This is a genomic window from Verrucomicrobiaceae bacterium, assembly GCA_016713035.1.
GTDB lineage: Bacteria > Verrucomicrobiota > Verrucomicrobiia > Verrucomicrobiales > Verrucomicrobiaceae > Prosthecobacter.
Window position 1 is genome coordinate 85364 of record JADJPW010000007.1, and the last position, 23799, is coordinate 109162.

General features: G+C 60.0%; 22 protein-coding genes and 1 riboswitch. Of the genes, 14 read left to right on the plus strand and 8 right to left on the minus strand.

All coding sequences use genetic code 11. The features are described from left to right. Window positions 1-39 precede the first annotated feature (39 nt). The 6 genes from IPK32_19745 (at window position 40) to IPK32_19770 (ending at window position 5568) form a co-directional block, all read left to right on the plus strand. Window positions 40-270, plus strand: a complete 231-nt coding sequence (locus tag IPK32_19745; GenBank protein MBK8094130.1) for an AbrB family transcriptional regulator — start codon at window positions 40-42, stop codon at window positions 268-270. After that, window positions 267-662: a type II toxin-antitoxin system death-on-curing family toxin gene (locus tag IPK32_19750; GenBank protein ID MBK8094131.1), complete on the plus strand. Its 396-nt coding sequence runs from the start codon at window positions 267-269 to the stop codon at window positions 660-662. Before IPK32_19745 ends, IPK32_19750 begins: the two co-directional genes overlap by 4 nt. A gap of 68 nt (window positions 663-730) precedes the next feature. Beyond that, entirely contained in the window at window positions 731-1189 is a 459-nt protein-coding gene (locus tag IPK32_19755) for a hypothetical protein (GenBank protein ID MBK8094132.1), read from the plus strand. 104 nt (window positions 1190-1293) lie between these two features. Next, window positions 1294-1460: riboswitch (cobalamin riboswitch) on the plus strand. Window positions 1461-1502: 42 nt separating this feature from the next. Then, the gene (locus tag IPK32_19760; GenBank protein ID MBK8094133.1) at window positions 1503-3356 is read left to right on the plus strand and encodes a TonB-dependent receptor; all 1854 of its coding nucleotides are present in this window, start codon (window positions 1503-1505) and stop codon (window positions 3354-3356) included. Between the two features lie 108 nt (window positions 3357-3464). Continuing rightward, window positions 3465-4790 (plus strand): DUF1552 domain-containing protein, encoded by a 1326-nt coding sequence (locus IPK32_19765; protein MBK8094134.1) that lies wholly within the window; start codon window positions 3465-3467, stop codon window positions 4788-4790. A 100-nt stretch (window positions 4791-4890) separates the two neighbouring features. Continuing rightward, window positions 4891-5568, plus strand: a complete 678-nt coding sequence (locus IPK32_19770; protein ID MBK8094135.1) for a hypothetical protein — start codon at window positions 4891-4893, stop codon at window positions 5566-5568. A gap of 101 nt (window positions 5569-5669) precedes the next feature. Here IPK32_19770 and IPK32_19775 read toward each other — a convergent pair whose 3' ends face one another. Further along, entirely contained in the window at window positions 5670-6239 is a 570-nt protein-coding gene (locus IPK32_19775; GenBank protein MBK8094136.1) for a hypothetical protein, read from the minus strand. A 166-nt stretch (window positions 6240-6405) separates the two neighbouring features. On the opposite strand from IPK32_19775, the gene holA reads away from it, so the two are divergent. The 3 genes from holA to priA are packed head-to-tail and all read left to right on the plus strand — an operon-like array spanning window position 6406 to window position 10290. Then, window positions 6406-7527 (plus strand): DNA polymerase III subunit delta, encoded by a 1122-nt coding sequence (holA, locus tag IPK32_19780; GenBank protein MBK8094137.1) that lies wholly within the window; start codon window positions 6406-6408, stop codon window positions 7525-7527. A gap of 14 nt (window positions 7528-7541) precedes the next feature. Then, entirely contained in the window at window positions 7542-7937 is a 396-nt protein-coding gene (locus IPK32_19785; GenBank protein MBK8094138.1) for an MmcQ/YjbR family DNA-binding protein, read from the plus strand. Between the two features lie 7 nt (window positions 7938-7944). Further along, complete coding sequence (gene priA / locus IPK32_19790; GenBank protein MBK8094139.1) at window positions 7945-10290, plus strand: primosomal protein N'; 2346 nt, start codon at window positions 7945-7947, stop codon at window positions 10288-10290. A 38-nt stretch (window positions 10291-10328) separates the two neighbouring features. Here priA and IPK32_19795 read toward each other — a convergent pair whose 3' ends face one another. After that, window positions 10329-11351: a hypothetical protein gene (locus IPK32_19795; protein MBK8094140.1), complete on the minus strand. Its 1023-nt coding sequence runs from the start codon at window positions 11349-11351 to the stop codon at window positions 10329-10331. 24 nt (window positions 11352-11375) lie between these two features. Next, a complete protein-coding gene (locus IPK32_19800; GenBank protein ID MBK8094141.1) occupies window positions 11376-12680 on the minus strand; it encodes an amino acid permease in 1305 nt (434 codons plus the stop codon). A 125-nt stretch (window positions 12681-12805) separates the two neighbouring features. Between IPK32_19800 and hisI the strand changes: the two genes are divergently transcribed. After that, window positions 12806-13216, plus strand: coding sequence for a phosphoribosyl-AMP cyclohydrolase (hisI, locus tag IPK32_19805; protein ID MBK8094142.1), 411 nt, complete (start codon window positions 12806-12808; stop codon window positions 13214-13216). A 146-nt stretch (window positions 13217-13362) separates the two neighbouring features. On the opposite strand, the gene IPK32_19810 is transcribed toward hisI, so the two are convergent. Further along, window positions 13363-14967 (minus strand): L-lactate permease, encoded by a 1605-nt coding sequence (locus IPK32_19810; protein ID MBK8094143.1) that lies wholly within the window; start codon window positions 14965-14967, stop codon window positions 13363-13365. Window positions 14968-15090: 123 nt separating this feature from the next. Here IPK32_19810 and IPK32_19815 point away from each other — a divergent pair, with 123 nt between their 5' ends. Beyond that, entirely contained in the window at window positions 15091-15975 is an 885-nt protein-coding gene (locus tag IPK32_19815) for a TIM barrel protein (GenBank protein MBK8094144.1), read from the plus strand. After that, complete coding sequence (locus IPK32_19820; GenBank protein ID MBK8094145.1) at window positions 15972-17147, plus strand: exo-alpha-sialidase; 1176 nt, start codon at window positions 15972-15974, stop codon at window positions 17145-17147. Before IPK32_19815 ends, IPK32_19820 begins: the two co-directional genes overlap by 4 nt. Before the next feature lie 32 nt (window positions 17148-17179). On the opposite strand, the gene IPK32_19825 is transcribed toward IPK32_19820, so the two are convergent. From IPK32_19825 to IPK32_19840, 4 genes are read right to left on the minus strand one after another with little or no spacing between them, the layout of a single operon-like run. Then, the gene (locus tag IPK32_19825; protein MBK8094146.1) at window positions 17180-18424 is read right to left on the minus strand and encodes an ABC transporter permease; all 1245 of its coding nucleotides are present in this window, start codon (window positions 18422-18424) and stop codon (window positions 17180-17182) included. A 5-nt stretch (window positions 18425-18429) separates the two neighbouring features. Next, complete coding sequence (locus tag IPK32_19830; GenBank protein MBK8094147.1) at window positions 18430-19191, minus strand: ABC transporter ATP-binding protein; 762 nt, start codon at window positions 19189-19191, stop codon at window positions 18430-18432. A gap of 3 nt (window positions 19192-19194) precedes the next feature. After that, a complete protein-coding gene (locus tag IPK32_19835) occupies window positions 19195-20322 on the minus strand; it encodes an efflux RND transporter periplasmic adaptor subunit (GenBank protein MBK8094148.1) in 1128 nt (375 codons plus the stop codon). Then, a complete protein-coding gene (locus tag IPK32_19840) occupies window positions 20319-21680 on the minus strand; it encodes an efflux transporter outer membrane subunit (GenBank protein MBK8094149.1) in 1362 nt (453 codons plus the stop codon). Before IPK32_19840 ends, IPK32_19835 begins: the two co-directional genes overlap by 4 nt. Before the next feature lie 224 nt (window positions 21681-21904). Here IPK32_19840 and IPK32_19845 point away from each other — a divergent pair, with 224 nt between their 5' ends. Continuing rightward, window positions 21905-23050: a histidine kinase gene (locus tag IPK32_19845; GenBank protein ID MBK8094150.1), complete on the plus strand. Its 1146-nt coding sequence runs from the start codon at window positions 21905-21907 to the stop codon at window positions 23048-23050. After that, window positions 23047-23766 carry a response regulator gene (locus tag IPK32_19850; protein MBK8094151.1) on the plus strand — a complete coding sequence of 240 codons (720 nt, stop codon included), beginning with the start codon at window positions 23047-23049 and terminating at the stop codon, window positions 23764-23766. Before IPK32_19845 ends, IPK32_19850 begins: the two co-directional genes overlap by 4 nt. The last annotated feature ends 33 nt before the right edge of the window (window positions 23767-23799 follow it).

Below are 23799 nucleotides of genomic sequence, written 5' to 3' on the forward strand. Positions count from 1 at the left end.
GTGATTGACAGGCTTTGGTCCGTCATACATAGTTTTACCATGATCAAGACCATCTCCAAAATCGGCAATTCCCAAGGCATCATTATCGACTCCGTGCTGCTCCAGCTCACAAGGCTCAAAATCGGCGACAAGGTCAATGTGGAGGTGCATAGCGGCGGCACGATCAGCATTACGCCGATGGAGCCTTTTAAAATTGAAGCCGCCAAGGCCGCTGAAACGGCTAAACGACTGATCAAAACGAACGATGAACTGTTTCGCCGCCTGTCATGAGCCAGTCGTTATTGCATCCGACGATCGACGCTGTCCTCGCCATTCACCAGGAAGTCCTCGCTGCGCATGGAGGGAGCCCAGGACTGCGTTCGCGTGACTTGCTGGAGTCAGCGGTGGCCGCGCCGCAAGCCACGATGATGGGTGTGCCGATGATCAGTGATCCTATGGAGATCGCTGCCGCTTACTTGTTCTACCTTTGCAGCAACCATGCCTTTGTGGATGGCAATAAACGTGCCGCTTTGGCCACCTGCCTTGTTTTTCTCAGCGAGAACGGCCTCCTGAAAAACGAGCAGCTTGATGTCGATGAATGGGAAAACCTCACCCTCGCGGTGGCTGCGGGAGTCCTGAGCCGCGATGAGGTGACTCAGAAGTTGCGCAAGCTGGTGAAGTGATCCACACACGCAAAAGAGGCGTTATCACCGCCATTGCATCCACGACGGGTATGCGTTCCATGCACTGCATGAAGCATCTCCTCACCTGCACCGCCACCGTCCTGCTGCTCGCTGCCTGCGCAGGAGTCTCTGACCCCGAAACGAAGCCACTGGGCGAAAATGCCCTCACCCGCGATCAGATCCGCGCTGCGAAGAGTGGGCCCGTGGACTTCGCCGCCCATGTGCGACCGGTCCTGGAGTCAAAATGCGCCATCTGCCACAACCGCGCTACTTTACCCGGCCACATGAGCCTGGAAAATCGCCGCGCCGCCATGCGCACCGGCACCCTGGGTGCCTACATCGTCCCAGGGCACCCGGAAAAGAGCCTGCTCATCTCCCATGTGCGTAGCGGGCACCAAAACGTCAGCGTCATGCCCGCCGTAGGTGATCGACTCACGGATGATGAATACGACATCCTGAAAAAATGGGTCAGCGAGGGCGCAAAATGGCCAGAGGGCGCTGCGGGCGTACTCCAGGTGCAGCGCTAGCAGAGAGGGGCTATCTCTCTGCTTGTTATCGAGCACGCACGCGCTTATGGCGTGAGCATGGCGCGGAGAATCAACCCTCCGCGTTTTCTTTTCTTCGCAGATGCAGGGAAGGCCGTGAGAACCGGCCACAGTGGCGCTGCGGTATCGGGTTACAGACCTCCATTCGTGCTCATTCGCACGGAACAAAGCCAATCGGGCCTTCAAAAAGCCCGGTGAAGGCGGGGGCGAGGCAGGCTGCCTAGCAGCCGGGAAACCCGGAGTCCGAACATCTCCCTGCGAAGTCTTCATCGAACCAATGAACCCGTAAAAAACCATGTACCTCCCCCTATCGCGAGGAAGGGCCTCCGTGCTCCTTTTCGCCCTATCCGGCCTCCAGGCCGCTGAACCGGCCTCCACCAACGAACTGGCCGAAACCGTCGTCACAGCCACCAAGACCGAAACCGAGCGCTGGCACACCGCCAGCAGTGTCACCGTCATTTCGCGGCAGCAGATCGAAGACGGCCAATTTCGCCTGCTCCCCGAAGCTTTGCGGCAAGTCCCCGGCCTCACCCTCGCCACGCCAGGCATTCCAGGCACGGTCACGACCGTGATGTCACGCGGCACCACCACCAAGGACACCGCATTGCTCATCGATGGACGTCCCGTGCCAAACAACCTCGCCGGCTCCTTCAATCTCGAAAGCATGGCTCTCGACAATGTGGAGCGCATCGAGGTGCTGCGCGGCCCAGCGGCCAGTCTCTACGGCGGGCGCAGCCTCGGCGGCGTCATCAACATCATCACCCGCAGTGGCAAAGGCGTCGAGACGCCGCAGGGCACCGTGTACGCGGAAACAGGCAGCTACGGCACTTTCCGCGAAGGATTGAGCACGCTCGGTAGCGCGGGCATGCTGGATTGGAGCCTAGAGGGCAGCCGCGCCGACATGCAGGGCCAGCGCCAAAATACCCAGCTCCAGCAAAACAACGCCGCAGGCCGCTTCGGCATCACGCTGAGTGAAGCGCTGCGCTTCGATCTCGATACACGCTACTTCACCACCGGCATCGGCACCCCGCGAGACACCGGCACCAATGACCCGAACGACCACGTCTTCTCCGAGTTCTGGTCCATCAGCCCGCGACTCGTCTATGATGACGGCCATCGCTGGCGGCACTCACTCACGTACTCCCACACGCAGTTTCGCCAGGTCGCTACCGGCTTTACCACGCCACCGCAGGTCAATAATCGCGTCAGCGCACGCACCGACTGGCTGGAATACCAGAGCACCCTGCGCCTCACGGAGAAATGGAGCCTCACCGCCGGAGCCTGGCTCCAGGATCAGACCATCAGCCGCTACAATGACACCGCAGGCCGGCTCGACATCGACGAAAATCAGACAAACCTCGCTCTCTTTCTCCAAAGCCAGGCGGAGGTGCTCCCCGGCCTCCACCTCACGGGCGGGCTACGCTTCGATAGCTACTCAGACTTCGAAGACCTCCTTACCTGGCGTGGCGGCATCAGCTACCGCGTGCCCATCACCCAGACCGTGCTGCATGTGAACTACGGCACCGCCTTCACACCACCCTCACCGCAGGACATCACACCCGTCTTCGGTGGCAATCCCGCCCTCCTCCAGCCAGAGCGCAGTCGCGGCTGGGAGATCGGCATCGAGCAACCCATGCTCAAAAACACGCTGCATCTCGCCATCACCGGCTTCCGCAATGATCTACGAGACACCTATCAATACCCGCCGCCCTTCTTCATCCCCCAGGCCATCGGCGAAGCGACCACCTACGGCATCGAGTCCAGCCTCGCGTGGACACCTTGTCGCGAGTTCGCCTTCCATCTCAGCCACACCTGGCTGCATGCCTATGATGACACGAACATGGCACGCCTTGTCCGCCGTCCGCAGCACACCATTGCCGCGAACATGACCCTCCAGCCACATCGTGATGTCAGCCTCAGCCTCGGAGCGAACTGGGTGCTCGGCCGCGAGGACTTCTATCCCACCAGCTTCGCCCCCGAGGACGTGGAGGACTACCTCGCCCTCCGCCTGAGTGCAAACTGGCGCCTCAGCAAGCGCTTCGAGCTCTTCGCCCGCATCGAAAACCTCCTCGGCGAAAAATATGCCGAAATCCCCGGCTTCCCCGCCATGAGCACCGGAGCGTATGCTGGCTTTAAACTGCGTTTTTGACAGCAGGCTGCGCCTCTGCCCGTGCTAGGCGGAAACACCACGCTAACGAAAACACAAATCACTCGCTGCAAACAAGCTCCACGTTGCGGCGTTGCATCCGAGAACATGATGACACCCCTCCACCGCCGCGACTTCCTACGTGATCTCGGCGTCTCCGCCGCTGCCCTACCCTTCCTCGCAGGTTTGCCCTCCCTCAGGGCCGCACCGGCTGCTGCAGCATCACGCACGCGTCAGCGGCTCGTCATCATGTTTTCGCCCAATGGCACACTGCCCGGCGAATTCTGGCCGGATCAGCAAGGGGCGGATTTCAGCTTCAAATCCATCCTCCAGCCGCTCGAGCCCTTTAAAAAGCAGATGCTCGTCCTCCACGGCATCGCCAACAAAGTGCGCGGCGATGGCGACAGCCACATGCGCGGCATGAGCTGCCTCCTCACCTGCGATGAGCTCCTCAAAGGCAACATCGTCGGTGGTGGTGGCAATCCCGCAGGCTGGGCCAGCAGCATCTCCATCGACCAAGAGCTGAAAAACTTCCTCCAAGCACGCCCAGAGACACGCACCCGCTTTGGCTCACTCGAATTCGGCGTCGCTGTGCCACGCCGTGCAGATCCCTGGACACGCATGTCCTACATGGGGGCCAATCAGCCCGTCGCACCCATCGACGATCCGCATCAGATGCTCCAAAAGCTCTATGGGCGCATGAAGGACAAAGAAAGCCTCGTCAGCATCCTCGATGAAGTGCGCACCGACCTCCAGCGAGTCTCCAAAAAGCTCGCCGCACGCGACCGCGCCCTCCTCGATCAGCACATGACACTCGTGCGTGGCCTGGAGCAGGATCTCGCCGCCGCAGACAAGCAAGGAGCCCTCAGCCACCCCGTCCCGCAGGTCGATCCCGGCATCGAGCTGGTCAACGACAACACCCCGCAGATCAGCCGCATCCAGATCGACCTCCTCGTCAACGCCCTCGCCAACGACATGGCCCGCGTCGCCACCCTGCAATACATGCGCAGCGTCGGCATGGCCCAGATGCGCTGGCTCGGAGTCGAAGAAGGGCACCACAGCCTCTCCCACGACCCCGACGACAAAAAAGACAGCTACGAAAAGCTCAAAAAGATCAACACCTGGTTCGCTGGCGAATTCGCCCACCTCGCCAAGCGCCTCTCCGAGACGCCTGAGCCCGGCCCCGGCGGCGGCAGCATGCTCGACCACACCCTCCTCGTCTGGACGAATGAACTCGGCAAAGGCAACAGCCACACGCTCGATAACATCCCCTACGTCATGATCGGTGGCGGATTCGGCTTCAAAATGGGCCGCAGTCTCCAGTTCGACAAAGCCGCCCACAACCGCCTCTGGCTCAGCGTCGCCCACGCCATGGGCCACGACATCCAGACCTTCGGTAAAGCCGAATTCTGCGAAGGCGGCGCACTCGCGATCTAGAGCCAACTCTGAAAGCCCGACTCGGGTTTAGCCCGGAGATATTCCACTCTCTAAATCTCGGTTGATGCGCACGGTGCGTTTTGATAGCACTCTTGTGCATATGAAAAAGTTTCTCCTGATCTACTGGTGTGCTTCTTTGGTTTCTGCCGCTTTTGGTGAAGAGCCTGCGGAGCTGGTCTCCGTCAGGGCCAGTTACCAAAAACAAATTCAGGCAGCCACCGAGCCGATCAATGCCCGATACCTCAGCTTTCTGGACGATCTCAAAAGACGGCTTGGGGGCAAAGGTGATGTAGAAGGTGCTCTAGCCGTGCAGAAGGAGATGGATGCCATCGCGGCTGTTTCAAAAGCTTCCGAGCGTTTCGAGAGCGACAAAATCGTGATCAGAAACCAAAACAACAACGGCAAAGGCGACCGTGGCACCAAAAAAGTGAACATCAGCCTCCTTGCAGCAGGTCGTGAGGTTTGGAGTCGAAAAGCCGTCAGAGTCGAATGGGATGCAATCAAGGAAGGCTTTGTGGAAGTTTCTGTTCCTAGACTGACAGCGGATACAATCCGCGTCGAAATCACCGAAGCGGTCAATGACCGTGGCGGCCTCAGTGAGATCGAATTCATCCGAGGCGGCAAAAACATCGCCAAACTTGCGGAGGTCAAAACCAGCGCCGTTTGGGAGAATAATCCCAAGCATGCCGGTTCCACGCTCACGGATGGAGTTCCTGGCACCTACTGGCTGCTACCTGACAACCAAGAAGGCTGGGTGGAAATCACGCTGAAACCTTGAGCGTGATGAAAGGTCCGCCACTGGAGAAGCCCAGGATCGCTCTCTGGCACACCGCATGTCCAGCATGGTGACATAGAAACAGCGGATGACAGAAAGGCTCACTACTTCGCCTTGGCTGGCGATGGAGCGGCGGCGTTGGGAACCTCTGCTTGGGCGGGGTCGCTGATGACGGCGGCGTTTTTGTCGTAGGTGAGCTTTCCGCCGCTGAGTTGAGCGATGTATTGCAGTGCCTCGGTGAGGGGGACATTCGCTAGAGTGAGGCTGAATTTCTTTTCCTTCACTTGGGTGCCTTTGACGATGATGTTCGGCGTCACTTTACCTTGGGAGGCGTTTTGGGTGAGCAGGCGCAGACCATCGAGCGCATCGGGCAGAGTCACATCGGTCATTTCGACCTTTGGGAGGATGACGGCGGCATAACTGCGCTCTGGGGACTGAGCTGTATTTTTCGCATTGGCTTGGATGTAGCGCAGGAGATTCTGCGTTTCGGCGTGATTCGGCGCAGCGGCAGCCACTCTGGATAGGTGCTCCTTCGCAGTGACAAAATCACCTTTGTAAAAGGCGGCGCGGCCTTGCTGGTAGATCGCATTGAGGTCATCAGCAGCAGGAGAGGCAGCCATCATCATGAGGACTGCCGTGGGAACGGCACAGACACGGAAGAACGTCGTTTTCATAAGTGTTTGTTTGGGTTGTCGCGGCGGATTGCACCAAATCGCACCCTGGAAGTCAATACCGCTGTTCGTTTCATATCGGCTCAAACTGGTGCTGCCTCGGAGTCTGTCTTTTCGGCATTCAGCATTTGCCCCCGCGCCCCCTTCTCTGCATCCATCCCGCCGCACCATGCCAGCCCCTCAAAAAACCACCCCAGCCGGACCCGTCCATGTTTTCATGGGCAGTGATGAGGCGCGGGTGAAAGAGGCCGCGCTCATGCTGGTGCGCCAGCTCACGCCACCTGAGGCGGGGGATTTTTCGAACGACATCATCGAAGGCACCGCTGACAATGCCGACCACGCCGGCCGCATCTGCTCAGACGTGTGCATGGCGCTGCAGACGCTGCCCTTCTTTGGCGGTGCCAAAGTCGTGTGGCTGAAGAATGCGAACTTCCTCAATGATTCACAAACTGGCAAAGCGCAGGCTGCTGTGGAGGGCTTTGAGCGCATTCTCAGCGTCGTGGAGGCCGGTTTAGGCGCAGATGTGAAATTCGTCATCAGCACCAATGGCATCGACAAACGCCGCACCGCCTTCAAACGCGTCACGAAGCTGGCCAACATCGAAATCTTCGACAAGCCAGATACCTCCCGCGCTGGCTGGGAGGGCCCGGTCATCGCCATCGCCGGAAAAAAGGCCAAAGAGCTCGGCATCACCTTTGAAACTGGGGCGCTGGAGTTGCTGGTGCAGATGGCAGGTGACGACACACGGCAGATGGAGAACGAACTCGAAAAAATAGACCTCTACCTCGGTGAGCGCCGCCGCGCGGGGCTGAAGACCGTGCAGGGCCTCGTCTCCATGAGCCGCGCCGGCGTGCTCTGGGATCTGGGCAACGCCATCGGCAAGCGTGACCTCCAGCGTGCGCTCGATCTGCTCGGCACGCTGATGTATCAGGGCCAAAACGCCATCGGTCTGCTGCTCGCAGCCGTGGTGCCGCGTGTGCGCAGCCTCCTGCTCATCAAAGATCTGGGTAGCCGCTACAAGCTGAATAAATTCAACTACCAGGGCTTCTGCGCCTCACTGGAGGGCCTGCCACAGGCCGCCACGGCGCATCTGCCGCGTAAAAAAGATGGCACCGGCTTCAATGCCTATCCCATGTTCTTAGCCCTGCCAGAGACGGGCAACTTCAGCCTCGATGAACTCCACGCGGCCTTCAAAGCCTGTCTCGATGCGAACGTGAAGCTCGTCACCACATCACTCGATCCGAAGCTCGTACTCGAGCGGCTGCTCATCGGCATGCTGGCGCGGAGGTAGCCTGCTTTTTCATCATGGACTTGCCCGATGTCATCGCTCACTGCCTCAGTCTGCCAAGTGCAGAGGAGACGACGCCCTTTGGCCCTGAAGCGCTCGTTTATAAAGTGGCTGGCAAAATGTTCGCCATCACCATCCCAGAGGACTTTCCCGCCCGCATCAATCTGAAGTGCGACCCCGAGCGTGCCGTGGAGCTGCGTGATGAATACAAAGGCATCCGCCCCGGCTGGCACATGAACAAGAAACACTGGAACACCATCATGCTCGACGGCAGCGTCCCGCCACGCCTCGTGCGTGAGCTGGTGGAGCACTCCTACCAGCTCGTCGTGGCGGGTTTACCTGCAAAGGAGCGGAGTAAGCTCACTCTTTCCGGTCAGAAGAAAGAATCGCGGAGAGCCAAAAAAGCTCCATAAGCGATCCATGCCCCAGCCCACATCCACCACCACCACCGCACAGGTCGATCTGTTCGGCGTGTCTGTGGAAAAGGTGGAGAAAAAGACCGCTGCTGCCGCCAGCGAGCAGCACGGCCGCGTCGTCCGCGTGCAGCTAGAGGGCTCTGCGGCGATCGAGCTCGATTACCTCGTCCCAGAGCGGCTGGATGCAGCGATCATCGTCGGCTCCCGGGTCAATGTGCCACTCCAGGGCCAGCGAGTCGCCGCCGTCGTCATCGCCGTGCTCGCTGACTCTCCGCATCGCGGGAAGCTAAAGGAGATCGCCTCACTCATCGGCACCCGACCGATGTTCACGCCCGGATTGCTCAAGCTGGCGCGGTGGATCGCTGATTACTATGTGGTGCCGCATCATCAGGTGCTACGCACCATGCTCCCCCAGGCCGTGCGGGCGAAACCAGAGACTTTTTTGAGCGATAGCCGCCTCCAGCTCATCCAGATGCCCGATGCGGAAAAATGGGAGAAGCTGCAAAAGACCGCTCCCCTGCAAATCCGCATCCTCGACATGCTACGCAGCGCTGGTGGCGAGCTGCGCCTCAGTGAGCTGCGCCGCGAGCTGCCACAGGCCACCACCGTGATCAAATCCCTGCTCAAAAACGGCTGGATCACCCGCAGTGAAGTCCGCGTGGAGCGTGACCCCTTCCAAAATGAAGAATTCATGCCCTCTGCGCCGCTCCAGCTCACCGAGGAGCAGCAGAGTGCCTTTGACGCCATCTCCGCATCACTCCCGAAGGCGGATGAGGCACGCCCCATCCTCCTCCACGGCGTCACCGGCAGTGGCAAGACGGAGGTCTATCTCCAGATCATCGACAAAGTGCTCGCTCAGGGCAAAACCGCCCTCGTTTTGGTTCCAGAGATCAGTCTCACACCGCAGACCATCGAGCGCTTCAAGGCACGCTTCTCCGCTAAAAAAGACCGCATCGCCGTCCTGCACAGCCATTTGAGCGAGGGCGAGCGCCATGACGAATGGTTCAAGGTGCAGGAAGGCCGCGCAGAGATCGTCATCGGAGCACGCAGCGCCATTTTCGCCCCGTTGGAGAACTTGGGCATCATCATCGTCGATGAAGAGCACGAGCCCTCTTACAAACAGGATGAGACACCGCGCTACCACGCCCGCGATCTCGCCGTGGTGCGTGCGAAAATCGAACACTGCCTGGTCCTGCTCGGCAGCGCCACACCCAGCCTCGAGAGCTATGAAAACGCCCGCCGTGGCAAATACGAGCTGCTGCGCCTCACCCGCCGCACGGATGGCAAAACCATGCCCTACATCCGCATCATCGACATGCGGCTCCAGCGGCGCAAAGGCACGGGGACGAGCATCGCCAATGCAGGCATCCTCAGTGAGCTACTGCGCAAAGCCATCGATGCACGGCTCGAAAAGCGCGAGCAGACCATTCTTTTCCTCAATCGCCGCGGCTTCAACACCTCCGTCTCCTGCACCGCCTGCGGTGAGACGGTGCAATGCCAGGAATGCAGCATCCCCATGACGCTGCACAAAAAAGACCAGCGCCTCGTCTGCCACGTCTGCGGCGCACGCCGCCTCCAACCGAAGAAATGTCCCGCATGCGGTGATCCCTCCATCCAGTTCGCCGGCTACGGCACGGAGCGTGTGGAGGAAGTCGTGCGCGAGGTCTTCCCAAAGGCCCGCATCGCCCGCGTGGACACGGATACGATCCAGCGCAAAAATCAGCTCCGTGACCTCCTACGCGACTTCCGCGCTCAAAAGCTCGACATCCTCATCGGCACACAAATGATCGCCAAGGGCCTGGATTTCCCGAATGTCACCCTCGTCGGCGTTTTGAATGCCGACATCGCATTGAACATGCCCGACTTCCGCGCCGCCGAGCGCACACTCCAGCTCCTCGTCCAAGTCGCAGGCCGCGCAGGTCGCGGCGAGGTGAAGGGGGAGGTCATGGTGCAGACCTTCGCGCCGCATACGCCCGCAGTGCAGTTTGCCCGGCACAACGACTTCGATGGCTTTGCCCAGCAAGAGATCGAGCACCGCCAGGCCTTTCACTACCCACCGTTCACGCACGTCGTGCTGATTCACGCACGCAGCAAAAACCAAACGCTCGCGGAATTCGCTCTCCAGACCCTGCATCGTCGCCTGGCGGAGGGACTGCCAGAAGGCTCCGTGATGGGAGAGCCCGCCCCCGCAGCGCTCGCGAAGTCGCACGGCCAGTTCCGCTTCCAGCTCCTCCTGCGCAGCGAAAAAATCCGCCCCCTCGCCCGCCACATTCAGAAAACCATCCGCAGCACGGATCTACCGCAGGAAGTCATCGTGGTATGGGACGTCGATCCCGTATCGCTGCTCTGAGATGCACGCAGGTGGATAGCGTGCTTCGTTCATTCACCTCACTTCACCACACCATTGGCCCACTCGGGCTGGCGCTTGGCCAGGCAGTCGGAGAGCCAGCGGACCATATTGGCTGCGGAGTCATGCTTTTTGCGCAGGGCAGAGAGGGCTGACCAGTCGATGGCGTGACGCGGATTGGCGATGGTGATGCGCTGGATGCGGAGACGATTGTGTACATGCTCAAAGGCATCCGCAGGCATGGCGCGGATTTCTTTGGAGGATGGCAAGGCATCGAGCTGGCCGAGCTGGATGCCGAGAGTGCTGATACCCACGCCAAACTGATGCCCGAGGCTGCGCAAGGCATCGACGAGGGCCTCATCCGCGAGTGGCTCGGCGATGACGAGCTCGCTCTGATGTGTCCAGCGTGTGGCGCTGAGTGCTTGGAAGAACTCGGCGCTGAAGTTTTCCAGCGAGAGGCTGAGCTTGAGCTGCACGCCGCTGAGGGCGACTTCCGGACCACCGAGATGACGACGGAGATTCAGCATGCTGTCATCAAAACGCACGCTGCCCTCCTCCGCTGCGGGATCGAGATCCCACTCGGCGACGACGAGGTCGGGCACGTCCCACTCGCCCTCCATGCTGGGTGCGCCGCTGGTGGTGCGATTGAGCAAGAAAGGGTAGCGCCCACGCAGGAGGCAGAGCCGCTCGTAGATGGCGACGACGCGTAGATGGCGTGACCAGACCTGATCGCCCTCACTCGCCTCATCAAAGAAGCCCTGGCGTGTGGAGGCGGAGGCACCAGTGCTTTTTTTCTGCCTCTGGTAGTAGCCCTGGCCCTGATCGACTTTCGCGATGGGTGAGGATGGATCGTAGCTGAGGATGGAGAAGTGGTAGCGCAGCGTGGCGTCGCTATATCCCTCTCCGAGTCGCAGACGCACGAGGCGGATGAGCTCCGTGCCTTTGATAGCATCCGCCGGATCATCCGGGAGGAGATCTGGGGGGAGTTGGCGGAGCTGTTCGCGTAAATTCATCCGTGAGGCAGTGGGAATGTCAGGATGGACGATTCGCAGGCGCTTGGTCAAGATGGAAAACAACAGACTCGCGCATCATTGCGCGGCGGCTTTCTTACCACCGAGGAGGTAAATAACCGCTCCCACAGCGAGCAGGAGGAGGCCTGCGGCGGTCTCCTGCGGCTTATCCCGTATGATGTAAAACATCATCCAGGCACTGATGATGAGGAAGATGAGCGGCGTGAATGGATAGCCCCAGCAGCGATAGGGCCGTGCTAGCGCGGGCTCACGCACGCGTAGGACGATGAGGCCGACGACGGTGGCAAAGGAGGCGAGCTGGAGGCCGAACTGCACACTGGTGAGCACTTTTTCAAAGGTGGAGGTCACGATCAGCACGATGACGATGAGGAGCTGCATGATCAATCCAGCCGTAGGAGTGCCCTGGGGGCTCGTTTTGGCAAAAATGGCCAAGCTGCGCACATCCTGGCCCATGGTGGCCAGCACGCGTGGTCCCAGCCATGTCATGGCGCTGACGCAGGAGATCAGCCCCAGGCATATCAGGCCCGACATGATCTTTCCACCCGTGAGGCCAAAGATGTGATCCGCAGCGACATGACCGACATCGAGCGTTCCCTTGAGCTCTGCCATCGGCGTGACGCGGAGGAAGACCGCATTGAGCAATAAATACAGCGCCGTGACCAGCAGCGTGCCCAGTGCGATGGCGCGGGGCACATTCCGCTGCGGATCACGGATGTCGCCGACGATGTAGGTGGCCGCATTCCAGCCAGCGTAGCTGTACATCACATAGACCAGGCTCACGGCAAAGGAATGGCTCTGAATGAGGCCCAGATCGCCCTCTGCGGGCAGGAAGCTCACAGGCTGCACTTCACCAAAGAGAAAGCCAGCGGTGATGAAGACGATGATGAGGCTGATTTTCAGCCAAGTAGCCGTGTTCTGAAACCGTGCGGCGACACCCACCCCACACTGATGCACCAGCGTGACGGCGGTGACCATCAGGATGGAGCAAAGCGTGATCGGCAGGCCCGGAAACACCCCGCTGAGGTATTTCCCGAAAGCCATCGCCGCCAGCGCGATGGGAGCCGCAAAACCGACCGTGACCGAGATCCAGCCCGCGAGGAAGCCGACGAACGGATGGAAAATGCGACCGAGAAAATGATACTCGCCCCCAGATCGCGGCATGGCAGCCGCCAGCTCACCATAACAGACCGCACCGCAAAAAGCACACACGCCCCCCACCAGCCAAAGTGCGAGAATCGCGAAGCCCGATGGCAGCCCACCGACCTGATAGCCCAGCGAGGCAAAGACTCCCGTGCCGACCATATTGGCCACGACGACAGCCGTGGCAGTGAGCAGGGAGATGCGGCGGGATTGAGCGTTCATGAGTCACTCCGGCCATGCGCCGGGAGCCCGCCTTACCACAGGGCAGCAGCGGCAGCCACCACTCTCGCCCTAGCAGACCATTTCTTGACCCACAGCACTTTTTGCCAAAGGAAGAGCCTACCACCATGTCCGCCCAGATCACTTTCGCCCCACGCGACTCCAAAGAAGCCATCGAAGAGGGCCTGCTCTTCGCGCCCAAATTCGATGAGCACGGCCTCATCGCCGCCATGGCCATCGACGCCGAGACGAACGAGCCCCTCATGCTCGCCTACATGAATGCAGAGACGCTGCGCATGACCCTCGAGCTCGGCCAAGCCGTGTACTACAGCCGCAGTCGGAAGACCATTTGGCATAAAGGTGCCACCAGCGGCGAGTTCCAGGAGATCGTCGAAATCCGCACCGACTGTGACCAGGATGCGCTCATCCTCCGCGTGAAGCAGCACGGCGGCGGCTGCTGCCACACCAAGCGCCCCAGTTGCTTCTACCGCGTCGTCAAGGTGGCAGAGGGCTCCGTGCGCTTGGAGAAGCGAGCGTAGTTCGCCATTCTCACCTCACGCTGTTTTCGAGAGCTTCTCGCCAAAGTGCTCAGTGCTGAGTGCTCAGTCCCCCCCACGACTTGTGCAACCGCGAACCGCGAACCGCGAACCGCGAACCGGGAACAGCGAACAGCGAACCGAGAACCTCACCTCACAACCATCCACGGCAGCACATACGCCTGCACCATCACCACCACGCCCATCAGCAGCGCTAGGGCGATGCTATGCCAGAAGACACTGCGCAGCACCGTGCCCGCATCTGGGCTATCCGCATGGCCACCCGTCGCCACACTCGCCACCACGATGCTTTGGGCGTCGATCATTTTCCCCATCACCCCGCCGCTGCTATTCGATGCCGCCATGTGGATCGGCGAGAGTTGCAATTGGTTCGCTGTGACCTGCTGGAGATTCCCAAACAGCACATTCGCGGACGTATCGCTGCCCGTCAGCGCCACACCCAGCCAGCCGATGATCGGGCTGAAAAAGGGGAACAACCAGCCCGTCCCCGCCATCATCAGCCCCATCGTCGTATCCGTGCCGCTGTATCGCGTCACATAGCCCAGTGCCAGCATCAGCGAGATCGTCAGCAAAGACACACGCAGCCGCCACATCGTCGCACCATAGATTTTCAGCACTCGCAGCGGCCTCAGCCCCAGGCAGAGACCCGCTAGCATACCCGCCAGCAGTGCCGCCGTCCCAGTGGCACTCAGCGCATTGAGTTTAAACACGGCCTTCTCCACCTCTGCATGCAGAACGACGGGTGGCACCTTCTCCACCGCCTTGTGCAGCAGCGGCACCTCGATCTCGGTATTAAAAACACCATTCAGCCCATTTTTCACCGCAGGCATCCCCCAGGTGAAAACAAAACCCGTGAGGAAAATCCACGGCAGCCACGCCTTCCATGCTCCAGGCGTTTTTTCCGCCGCCGCCGCCGCAGCGGCAGGCCTCCACACTTTCATAAAGAGCACCAGCACCACCATCGCCACCACCGCGCTCGCGATATCGACCAACCATGGACCGTGGTAGTTGCTCATCACAAACTGCATCCCCCCGAAGCTCGCACCCGTCACCAGACACGCCGGCCACACACCCAGCATGCCACGCCAGCCCACCTGCGCCGCCACCAGCCAAAAAGGCACGATCAGTGAGAAAAGTGGCAGTTGGCGTCCCACCATCGCACTCAGCTCCAGCAGGTCCAGGCCGGTAATATCGGCCAAAGTCGTCAATGGCGTCCCCAGCGATCCAAAAGCCACCGGAGCCGTATTTCCGATCAGCGCCAGTTTGGCTGCCTCCAGCGGCTTGAAGCCCAAACCGATCATCAAAGCACCCGTAATGGCCACCGGAGCACCAAAACCCGCCGCACCCTCGATAAACGCCCCAAAACTAAACGCGATCAACAGTGCCTGAATCCGCCGATCCGACGACACACTCGCGATCTGCCGCTGCAACACCGTAAACTGTCCCGTCTCCACACTTAGATTGTACACAAACATCGCATTCAGCACGATCCAGCCGATCGGAAACAGCCCGAACACCGCGCCAAATCCCGCCGCCGTGCCCGCCAGTGCCACAGGCATGCCATACACAAAAACCGCGATCCCCAGCGCCACCAGCAGTCCCGCCGCCGCTGCGATCTGTGCCCGCACATGCCAGAAAGCCAGCAGCCCCAGCAGCGTCACCACCGGCACCGCCGCCACGAGCGACGAAAAGAGCAGATTGCCGAGCGGGTCGTAATTTTGAGTCCAAGTCATTCCGTGAAGAAAAAGTTTCCGTCACTCCAAGACGCCGCTCCACCCTCATTCACACACACTTTATCGTGACGTCCCATAGAACCTGCGCTTTTAACTCCGCACCTCACAAAACTACCTCTTCCCATGCCACGCCTAGCCGCCTTCCCAAAAGCCTTCATGGTCGCCCTCTGCAAAGACGGCAGCATGACCGTCTCCGAATGGATCAATCTCGCCTCCACGCTCGATGTGCAGGGCCTGGAATGGTACGCAGGCTTCCTCGAAATGGCCGATGAGCGCAACTGGCCGCGCTTTCGCAAAGAGGTCGAGGACACGGGCAAAGTCATCCCCATGATGTGCTGCTCGCCGGACTTCACCCATCCAGATGCAGCCTTCCGCGAACGCGAAATCGCCAAGCAAAAACGCTGGATCGACATGACCCACGCACTCGGCGGTAGCTACTGCCGCGTCCTCAGTGGTCAGAAGCGCCCCCAGCTCAGCATCGACGAAGGCGTGCGCCTCGCCGCAGACTCCATCCATGCCTGCCTACCCTATGCGCAGGAGCGCGGCATCACCCTCATCATCGAAAATCATTATAAAGACGACTTCTGGGAGTATCCCGAGTTCGCCCAGAAGATGGACATCTTCTGCAAGCTCGTCGATGCCGTGAATCATCCGCACTTTGGCGTGAACTACGACCCCTCAAACACCTACCTCGCTGGTGAAGACCCCATCGAGCTGCTGAAGCGTGTCTCCCACCGCGTCGTCACCATGCACGCCAGTGATCGCTACCTCGCTGAGGGCACACTCGAAGACCTCCGCCGCGAAGAAGGCGGTGCCCAAGGCTACGCCAAGCGCCTCCGCCACGGCGAAATCGGCAAAGGGCTCAACGACTACGACGCCATCTTCACCGAGCTACGCAGCAAAGGCTTCGACGGCTGGATCAGCATCGAAGACGGCGTCGATGGCATGGCCCAACTCGCCCGCAGCGTCGATTTCCTGAAAAAGAAAATCGCCCAGCACTGGGGATGATGCCCACCTCACCCATCTCTCGCCGCATGAGAGCCTCGCTTCTTTTTTCACTCCTATGCAGCTCCGCCGCCGCTGCACCGCTGATGCTCTCTGGCCCGTGGGTGCCAGAGGACACGCACCGACTCGACTTTGCCTCGCTACCCCGCGTGCAGAGCGAGCACATCGTCATCAACGACGTGCGTGCGACCAAGGGCGTAAACCAGCACAACTACCTCGTGCACCACGACGGCCGCTTTTGGGCCATGTGGAGTGATGGACCCGGCATCGAGGATCGCGTCGGCCAGCGAGTGAAGTTCTCCACCAGTCCCGATGGCCTGAAATGGAGCACGTCGCAGTATCTCACGCCCATCCCGCCGGGCTCCGGCCCTGATTCACCGCACTACGGCACCCGCACGGACAAAGGCATGCGCTGGATCTCGCGTGGTTTTTGGAAACGTGATGGCGAATTGCTCGCACTCGCCTCGCTGGATGAAGCCGCAGGCTTTTTCGGCCCCAGCCTCGAACTTCATGCCTTTCGCCTTCAAAGCGATGGCTCATGGCAAGATGCAGGCGTCGTCTTCGACGACACCATCAACAACTTCCCTCCTCTGAAGCTGCGCACGGGCGACTGGATGATGTCACGCCGCCCGCATGACTACAAAACGAGCGGCGTGCACTTCCTCGTCGGTGGCGTGAAATCACTCAGCGACTGGCGCTCCTACCCCGTGCTCGGCAGCGCCGCCGAATTGAAGGCCGAGGAGCCCGACTGGTGGATCTTGCCCGACAACACCCTCGCCGCCGTCTTTCGCGACAATCGCCGCAGCGGCTTCCTGTATCGTGCTCTATCCACCGATGACGGCCGCACCTGGAGCACGCCAGAGAAAACCAATTTCCCCGACGCCACCTCGAAAATCAGCGGCCTGCGCCTCCGCGATGGCCGCTACGTCCTCATCTCAAATCCCAACCCGAAGAAGCGCGATCCACTCACCCTCTCCATCAGCGACGACGGCCTCGTCTTCAAGAAGATGCTCTACCTCGTCGGCGGCCGTCACATCGACTACCCGCACGTCATCGAGCACGGCGACAGCCTCTACATTGCCTTCGCCGGCGGCAAACAAAGCGTCGAGCTGCTCAAAGTGCGGCTCGCTGATGTCGATGCGGTGACGATGCCGGAGAAGCCGCTCGTGAATTAGTTCGATGTCCAGTCGATGGTACTTTCACGGTTTTATTCAAACCGCAGTGCTGCTATCGGATTCATGTTCGCAGCTTTGCGGGCTGGGTAGAAGCCGAAGAAAACGCCAACGACGAAACTGATGCCAAAGGCAACAACGATGCTGCCGGAGGAGACGGAGGGGTGGAAGTTCGGGATCATGGTGGCGGCGGCGCTGACGCCGTAACCGAGGGCGATGCCGATGGCTCCACCGAGCAGGCAGAGGGTGATGGACTCGATGAGGAACTGGAGCAAAATGTCGCGTGGCTGTGCGCCCACGGCGATGCGGGTGCCGATCTCCCGGGTGCGCTCGGTGACGCTGACGAGCATGATGTTCATGATGCCGATGCCACCGACGAGCAGTGACAATCCAGCTATGCCGCCGAGCAGATAGGTGAGCGTGGTGGTGATGCTGTTCACGGTGTCGGCGATCTCTTTCTGGTTCACGATGTCGAAGTCGTTTTTCCGTCCTTCGGTGAGACGGTGACGCTGGCGGAGCAGCGCGGTGATCTGCTCCTGGGCGGCGCTCATGAGATCGTCGCTGCTGATTTGCAGGGTCACGAGGCGCGGATATTTTTCACCCGTGAGTCGTCGCATGGCAGTGGTGTAGGGAATGACGATGCGGTCATCCTGATCGGCTCCGCCCATGCCTGCGCCTTTGCTTTCAAGCTGGCCAATGATGGTGAAGGGCATGTTCTTGATGCGCACGGTCTGGCCCACGGGATCGAGTGGGCCGAACAGCTCGCGCGATGTGCGCGAACCAATCACCGCCACGCGGGCAGAGGTGCGTAGTTCGCGCTCGGTGAACATGCTGCCGCGTGCGAGCGGCCAGTCGCGGATGTGCAAATAGTCGGGTGATTCACCAGCGATGGTGGTGCTCCAGTTGCGCCCGTTGGCGACAGCCTGCGCAGTGAGCGTGACCTCGGGGCTCAGGGCCTTCACACTGCTGATTTCTCGACGGATGGCTTCTACATCCGCCAACGTGAGGTTGCTGGATTGGCTGCTGCCAGCGGCGGCGGCATTGGTGCGGCGGCTTTTGGAGAAGACGATGAGCAGATTCGATCCGAGGGATGACACTTGGTCTTGAATGCGCTGCTGTGTGCCGCGTCCCAGCGCCATGATGGAGACGACGGATGCCACGCCGATGATGATGCCCAGCGCTGTGAGGGTGCTGCGGAGCTTGTTTCGGCGCAGGGCACGGAAGGCGATCATGGCCGTGAGGCCCACACTAAACAGCGGAGAGGTGAGTGCTTGAATCATGATGATCAAGAGAGGCTGGCGTGTTGTTCTGAGGCATCGAGCACTGCCCGTTGATCATTGGCAAAGAGGCGCGATTCATTGACTTCATCACGGATGATCTTGCCATCGCGCATGACGATGATGCGTTTGCAGTAGGCAGCGATGTCCAGCTCATGCGTCACCATGATCACGGTGATCCCGGCATCGTTGAGCGCTTGAAACAAGCCCATGACCTCGATGCTGGTGCGGGTGTCGAGATTGCCGGTGGGTTCGTCCGCCAGCACAAGTTCGGGCTTGTTGACCAGGGCCCGGGCGATGGCCACACGCTGCTGCTGGCCGCCAGAGAGCTGATTGGGATGATTGTTGAGGCGTTCACCCAGACCTACTTTTTGCAATGCCTCGATCGCCCGCTGACGACGGTCACGCAGCGGCACATGGGGGCTGGTGTAAAAGAGGGGAAGCTCCACGTTCTCACACGCGGAGGTGCGAGAGAGCAGATTGAAGCTCTGGAAAACGAATCCGATCTTCAGATTCCGCAGACGTGAAAGCTCGGATCGTCCAAGGCGGGCCACATCCATGCCATCGAGGAGATATTGGCCGTCGGTGGGTTGATCGAGGCAGCCCAGCATGTTCATCAGCGTGGATTTCCCGGAGCCGCTGGAGCCCATGATGGCGACGAAGTCCCCGCGCTCGATGCGCAGACTCACGCCGTTCACCGCACGCACTTCGACATCGCCAGCGCGGTAGATTTTCTGGAGGTTGTTCAGCTCGATGACGCTCGTGTTCATGACTTAGATGGATGGCGGTGGTCCGCCCGCAGCCTCTTTGGTGCCGCCAAGCGTTGCCGTCACAACAAGCGCTGAGGCATCAAGTCCGTCGAGAATCTCCGTCTCTGAATTGTCGGTGATGCCGGTGGTGACAATGACGGCACGCAGCGTTTGCTCTTTGCCTGTGCCTTCCAATACATAAACAAGCTGCTGTTTGCGTTGCAGCTTGGCATTCGTGGTGCCGGTCATCTTGCTGCCATCCGGCGGGGTGAAACGCAGGGCGGTGTTCGGCACCTTGAGCACGTCGTTTCGCTCAGCGGTGAGGATGGAGACATCCGCCGTCATGCCGGGAAAGAGTCGCTGCTCGGGGTTCTCCACGTCGATGAGCGTCTCATACGTCACCACGTTTTCAGTGGTCGTGGGCGCGATACGCACCTGCACGACCTCACCGCCGAAGACATCATCCGGGAAGGCATCCACGGTGAAGTTCACCTGGTTTCCCTTCTTTACACCGCCGATGTCGGCCTCGGAGACCGTGGCGGTGATCCGCATCTTTTTGATGTCCTGGGCGATGGTGAAAAGAACGGGCGTGCTCATCGCTGCGACGACTGTCTGACCCACATCGACTTTCCTGGAAACCACGATGCCATCGACGGGGGCGGTGATGCGACAGAAGCCGAGGTCCGTCTTTGCCTGATCGAGAGCCGCTTCTTTGATGGTCACGGTGGCCTCAGCCTGCGTCAGCTCAGCCACGGCTTGCTCTACATCCAGCTCAGTGGCAGCTCGCAGTGGAAGAAGGGATTTTTTGCGATCCAGGTTTTGCTTCTTCAGCGTCACACTGGCACCAGCACTGGCGAGTTCGCCTTCAGCGGCTTTCACCTTGGAAGAATAGATGGAGGTATCCAACTCCGCGATGAGATCACCACGCTTCACGAGGGTATTGAAGTCGGCATTAAGCTTCATGATGCGCCCGGAGACTTGGCAGCCCACGTCCACGCTTACCACGGCACCCAGCGTGCCACTGGCAGTGACCACAGCACGCAGATTGCCGCGTGTGACAGGTGATGTTTCAAAGCGTGCCACGCCTGCTCCCGGAGGCTTGCAGGCTGATAGAAGAACAAGTGACAACAAAACGAAGATGCGTGTTTTCATTTCCAACCTCCTCCGACGGCTTGATAAAGTTTGATGCGGGCGGTCACGGCATCGTAGCGGGCCGAGATGAGATTTTGCTGTGCGGAGAAAAGGTCCTGCTGCGCGGTGACGACGTTCAGATAGCTCGATACGCCACGCTGATCTCGCGCTGCGGCGAGATCATAGCGCCGCTGCTGGGCTGCCACGAGCGCCTGCAAGGTGCTGATTCGCTCCTTTGCCGCACGTTGCGCGGCCAGTGCATCCGCCACTTCGCGGAAGGCGCTCTGGATGGCTTTTTCATAGTTTGCGATCTCAATACGGGTGCGGATTCTTGCGGCATCGAGATTGGCGCGATTGCGTCCGCCAGTGAAAATGGGCAGCGTGATCTGCGGTGCAAAGCTCCATGCAGCCGTGCCTTTGCTGAACAGGCTGGTCAGCTCCGTGCTGACGGTGCCTTCCTGAGCCGTGAGTTTGATGCTGGGGAAGAACGCGGCTCGTGCGGCTCCGATGTCTGCATTCGCTGCACGTAAGGTGCGCTCCGCCTCCTGAATATCCGGGCGGCCCTGGAGCAACTCGGACGGCACGCCTGCGGATACGGCTTTCACGGGTGCATCGGCCAACGATTTGCCCGCAGGCAAGTTGGTCGGCAGCGGCTGGCCGAGCATGAGCACGAGGCCGTTCTCCGCCTGGTCTCGCTGACGCTGATAAGCAATCAAGTTCGCCTTGGCAGTGAGCACCTGGGTTTCGGCAGAGCGGAGATCAAGCTCCAGCAGTCCGCCTGCTTTGAAGATGTTGTCATTCAGTTGATAGCTTTCCTCGACCGCTGCCAGCGTGAGCTTCGTGTTGGCGATGAGTTCCTCAAACTGCTGCATCGTGTAGTATTGCGTGGCCAGCTCGGCCACGAGCGTCACTTGCGCGGCACGCTGGGCCTCGGTTTTGGCAAAGTATTGCTCCAGTGCTTTCGCGCTCAGGCTGCGGATGTGGCCAAACAAATCAAGCTCATACGAGGAGGTGCCGAGATTGAGCTGCCATTGATTGCTCGTCATCCCGGACTGATGCGACCGGCTGAAATCACTGCTTTGCGAGACGCTTGGCAGCAACGCCGAGCGCTCGATGCGATACTGCGCCCGAGCTTCCTCCACTCGCAGCATGGCAATGCGCAGGTCGCGATTGTTTGCCAGCGCGATGTCAATGAGCCGGACTAGACGAGCATCATTGAACACCTTCCGCCATGCGATCTCGCTGCTGGCCGCGCTCGTTTTGCCGCTACCAGGATAACGTGGACTCACGGGTGCGTCGGGTAGGTTCAACTTTGGGATGAACGTGCAGCCGATCAGCACCTGGCAGCCAAGAAGGGCCAGCGCCGCACGCCTAGTCATGGGCGATGAGTGAAACTGCTTTATGGGGGACATGCTTCATTTTCACTCCTTCCCCGCATCTCGCGCTGATATAGGGATCGGCGGATGGATCACCGTGATCAACGGTATTGGCGGCGGATGAGCGGCGATCACCGTTCATCGGCTTCTGCTGCCGTTCATCATGCCAGCAGGCAGTCTGTCATTTCCTGGCTGACAATTCACAGCGTTGTCCCAAGCTTGTGTGGATGAAAGATGCCCAAAAAGCTGCTGATAGCACCCCTCCCTTTGCCGGGCGTGGCTACCGTCTCATGCAGGCGGGCTTCTGGGCATTGTTCGTGCTCACCGTGACAGTCACGGTCCTCTCAGGGCCGCCCTCCATCTCCTTTGATGAGATGCCGCAGGAGTCGGAAGGGGCGATCAAGAAGGCGTTCGCCTCACTCCAACCCGTGATGTGGATGCACAACGCGGTGATGACTATCTGCGGCATCCTCGCCACACATTTACTGCATGTTCTGACCTTGCGGCGCCGCTGGGATCTGTCGCCGCTCAGGCGCCTGCTGCCCGTGGTGATGGTTGCCTGCATGATGCTCGCGCTGACGATATCTTTGTTGATCCACAGCATTACAGCTTTCTCCGCTGGTCCCGGCTTTGGGTTGCGGATAGTGGGCACCGGGCTGCTGATGGAAGTGTTTTCCACCAGCATCATCACGTTCTTCTTACTCGGCATGTGGGCGGCGCTTTATTATGCCTGCCACGCATTCACACGCCTGCACCAAATGGAAATCACCACGCTGCGCAGTGATTCCGCCATCAAAGAGGCGCGTCTGCAAACCATCGCCACGCAGCTCAATCCACACTTCCTTTTCAATTCCCTCAATACCGTCCGCGCCCTCATTGAGGAAAGCCCCAAGCAGGCGCGTGATGCTGTGACGCAACTGTCCCTCGTGCTGCGGGCTTCCCTGTCCTCCAGCGATCAAAAGCTGATCCCTCTACGCGACGAACTCACTGCGGTGAATGCCCTGCTCGACCTCGAACTGATCCGCTACGGAGATCGCCTACATGTGCAGCGTACGGTGGGCGAAGGCTGCGAAAGAGCACTCGTGCCACCGCTGCTGCTCGTCACCCTGGTGGAGAACGCCGTGAAGCACGGTGTAGCTGCCAAACTCGGCCCTGGCCACCTCCGCTATACGGCTCAGCTAGAGAATGGCAGCCTGTACCTCCGTGTAGAAAACTCAGGGACACTCACCGCCGACTGGCAGCAGAAAGGCGGCATCGGTTTGGCGCATACGCAGGAACGGCTCGCACTGTTGTTTGGTGAAAAGGCAACGATGACCATCCAACAAACCGCTAACGGAGTCGAGGCAACCGTCATCCTCCCGCAGAACCCATGAAAGCCCTCATCATCGACGACGAACGCATGGCCCGACGCGAGATGCGCCGCCTCCTGGAAGCGCATCCCGAGATCGAAATCGTCGGTGAGGCCGACAGCGGTCATGCCGCGCTCAGCTTGCTGCCATCGCTGAAACCGGACGTGCTCTTTCTCGACATCCAGATGCCCGAAATGGACGGCTTCGAGTTCGTCAATGCCATGGGCGAACACTCCCCGCAGATCATCTTCTGCACCGCCTACGATGCCCACGCCTTGCGTGCCTTTGAGGTCAACGCCGTGGACTATCTCTTGAAGCCCGTCGATCCCCAACGCCTAGCCGCAACCATTCAACGACTGCACGACACACCGCCATCCGACACAGGCACGCAGGACGAAACGCCCCTCCGCGAAACCGACCGCGTGCTGCTCAAAGGCGAGCAACGAACATGGTTCGTGCCTGTGCGCTCGATCTACCTGCTCCAGTCCGAGGGCAACTCCACCCACGTCTTCTTTGAGGGCGGAAAAGTCCTGCTGCCGCGCTCCTTAGCCGCCTTGGAGCAGCGATTGAGCCACCCCATTTTTTTCCGCGCCAACCGCGCCCAACTCATCAACACCCGAGCCATCACCGATGTCTCCGAATGGTTCAGCGGCGGCCTCCAAGTCACCCTCGTCTCCGGTGACAAAATCGAAATTTCCCGCCGCCAAGCTTCCCTGTTCCGCAAGCAGAAGGGGCTTTGATGTTACCAAATCTCATGCTTCGCACGCCTGCCG

Coding starts and splice junctions, on each gene's coding strand:
- IPK32_19745 (MBK8094130.1), top strand. CDS start 40: ATGATCAAGACCATCTCCAAAATCGGCAATTCCCAAGGCATCATTATC.
- IPK32_19750 (MBK8094131.1), top strand. CDS start 267: ATGAGCCAGTCGTTATTGCATCCGACGATCGACGCTGTCCTCGCCATT.
- IPK32_19755 (MBK8094132.1), top strand. CDS start 731: ATGAAGCATCTCCTCACCTGCACCGCCACCGTCCTGCTGCTCGCTGCC.
- IPK32_19760 (MBK8094133.1), top strand. CDS start 1,503: ATGTACCTCCCCCTATCGCGAGGAAGGGCCTCCGTGCTCCTTTTCGCC.
- IPK32_19765 (MBK8094134.1), top strand. CDS start 3,465: ATGACACCCCTCCACCGCCGCGACTTCCTACGTGATCTCGGCGTCTCC.
- IPK32_19770 (MBK8094135.1), top strand. CDS start 4,891: ATGAAAAAGTTTCTCCTGATCTACTGGTGTGCTTCTTTGGTTTCTGCC.
- IPK32_19775 (MBK8094136.1), bottom strand. CDS start 6,239: ATGAAAACGACGTTCTTCCGTGTCTGTGCCGTTCCCACGGCAGTCCTC.
- holA (MBK8094137.1), top strand. CDS start 6,406: ATGCCAGCCCCTCAAAAAACCACCCCAGCCGGACCCGTCCATGTTTTC.
- IPK32_19785 (MBK8094138.1), top strand. CDS start 7,542: ATGGACTTGCCCGATGTCATCGCTCACTGCCTCAGTCTGCCAAGTGCA.
- priA (MBK8094139.1), top strand. CDS start 7,945: ATGCCCCAGCCCACATCCACCACCACCACCGCACAGGTCGATCTGTTC.
- IPK32_19800 (MBK8094141.1), bottom strand. CDS start 12,680: ATGAACGCTCAATCCCGCCGCATCTCCCTGCTCACTGCCACGGCTGTC.
- hisI (MBK8094142.1), top strand. CDS start 12,806: ATGTCCGCCCAGATCACTTTCGCCCCACGCGACTCCAAAGAAGCCATC.
- IPK32_19810 (MBK8094143.1), bottom strand. CDS start 14,967: ATGACTTGGACTCAAAATTACGACCCGCTCGGCAATCTGCTCTTTTCG.
- IPK32_19815 (MBK8094144.1), top strand. CDS start 15,091: ATGCCACGCCTAGCCGCCTTCCCAAAAGCCTTCATGGTCGCCCTCTGC.
- IPK32_19820 (MBK8094145.1), top strand. CDS start 15,972: ATGATGCCCACCTCACCCATCTCTCGCCGCATGAGAGCCTCGCTTCTT.
- IPK32_19825 (MBK8094146.1), bottom strand. CDS start 18,424: ATGATTCAAGCACTCACCTCTCCGCTGTTTAGTGTGGGCCTCACGGCC.
- IPK32_19830 (MBK8094147.1), bottom strand. CDS start 19,191: ATGAACACGAGCGTCATCGAGCTGAACAACCTCCAGAAAATCTACCGC.
- IPK32_19835 (MBK8094148.1), bottom strand. CDS start 20,322: ATGAAAACACGCATCTTCGTTTTGTTGTCACTTGTTCTTCTATCAGCC.
- IPK32_19840 (MBK8094149.1), bottom strand. CDS start 21,680: ATGACTAGGCGTGCGGCGCTGGCCCTTCTTGGCTGCCAGGTGCTGATC.
- IPK32_19845 (MBK8094150.1), top strand. CDS start 21,905: ATGAAAGATGCCCAAAAAGCTGCTGATAGCACCCCTCCCTTTGCCGGG.
- IPK32_19850 (MBK8094151.1), top strand. CDS start 23,047: ATGAAAGCCCTCATCATCGACGACGAACGCATGGCCCGACGCGAGATG.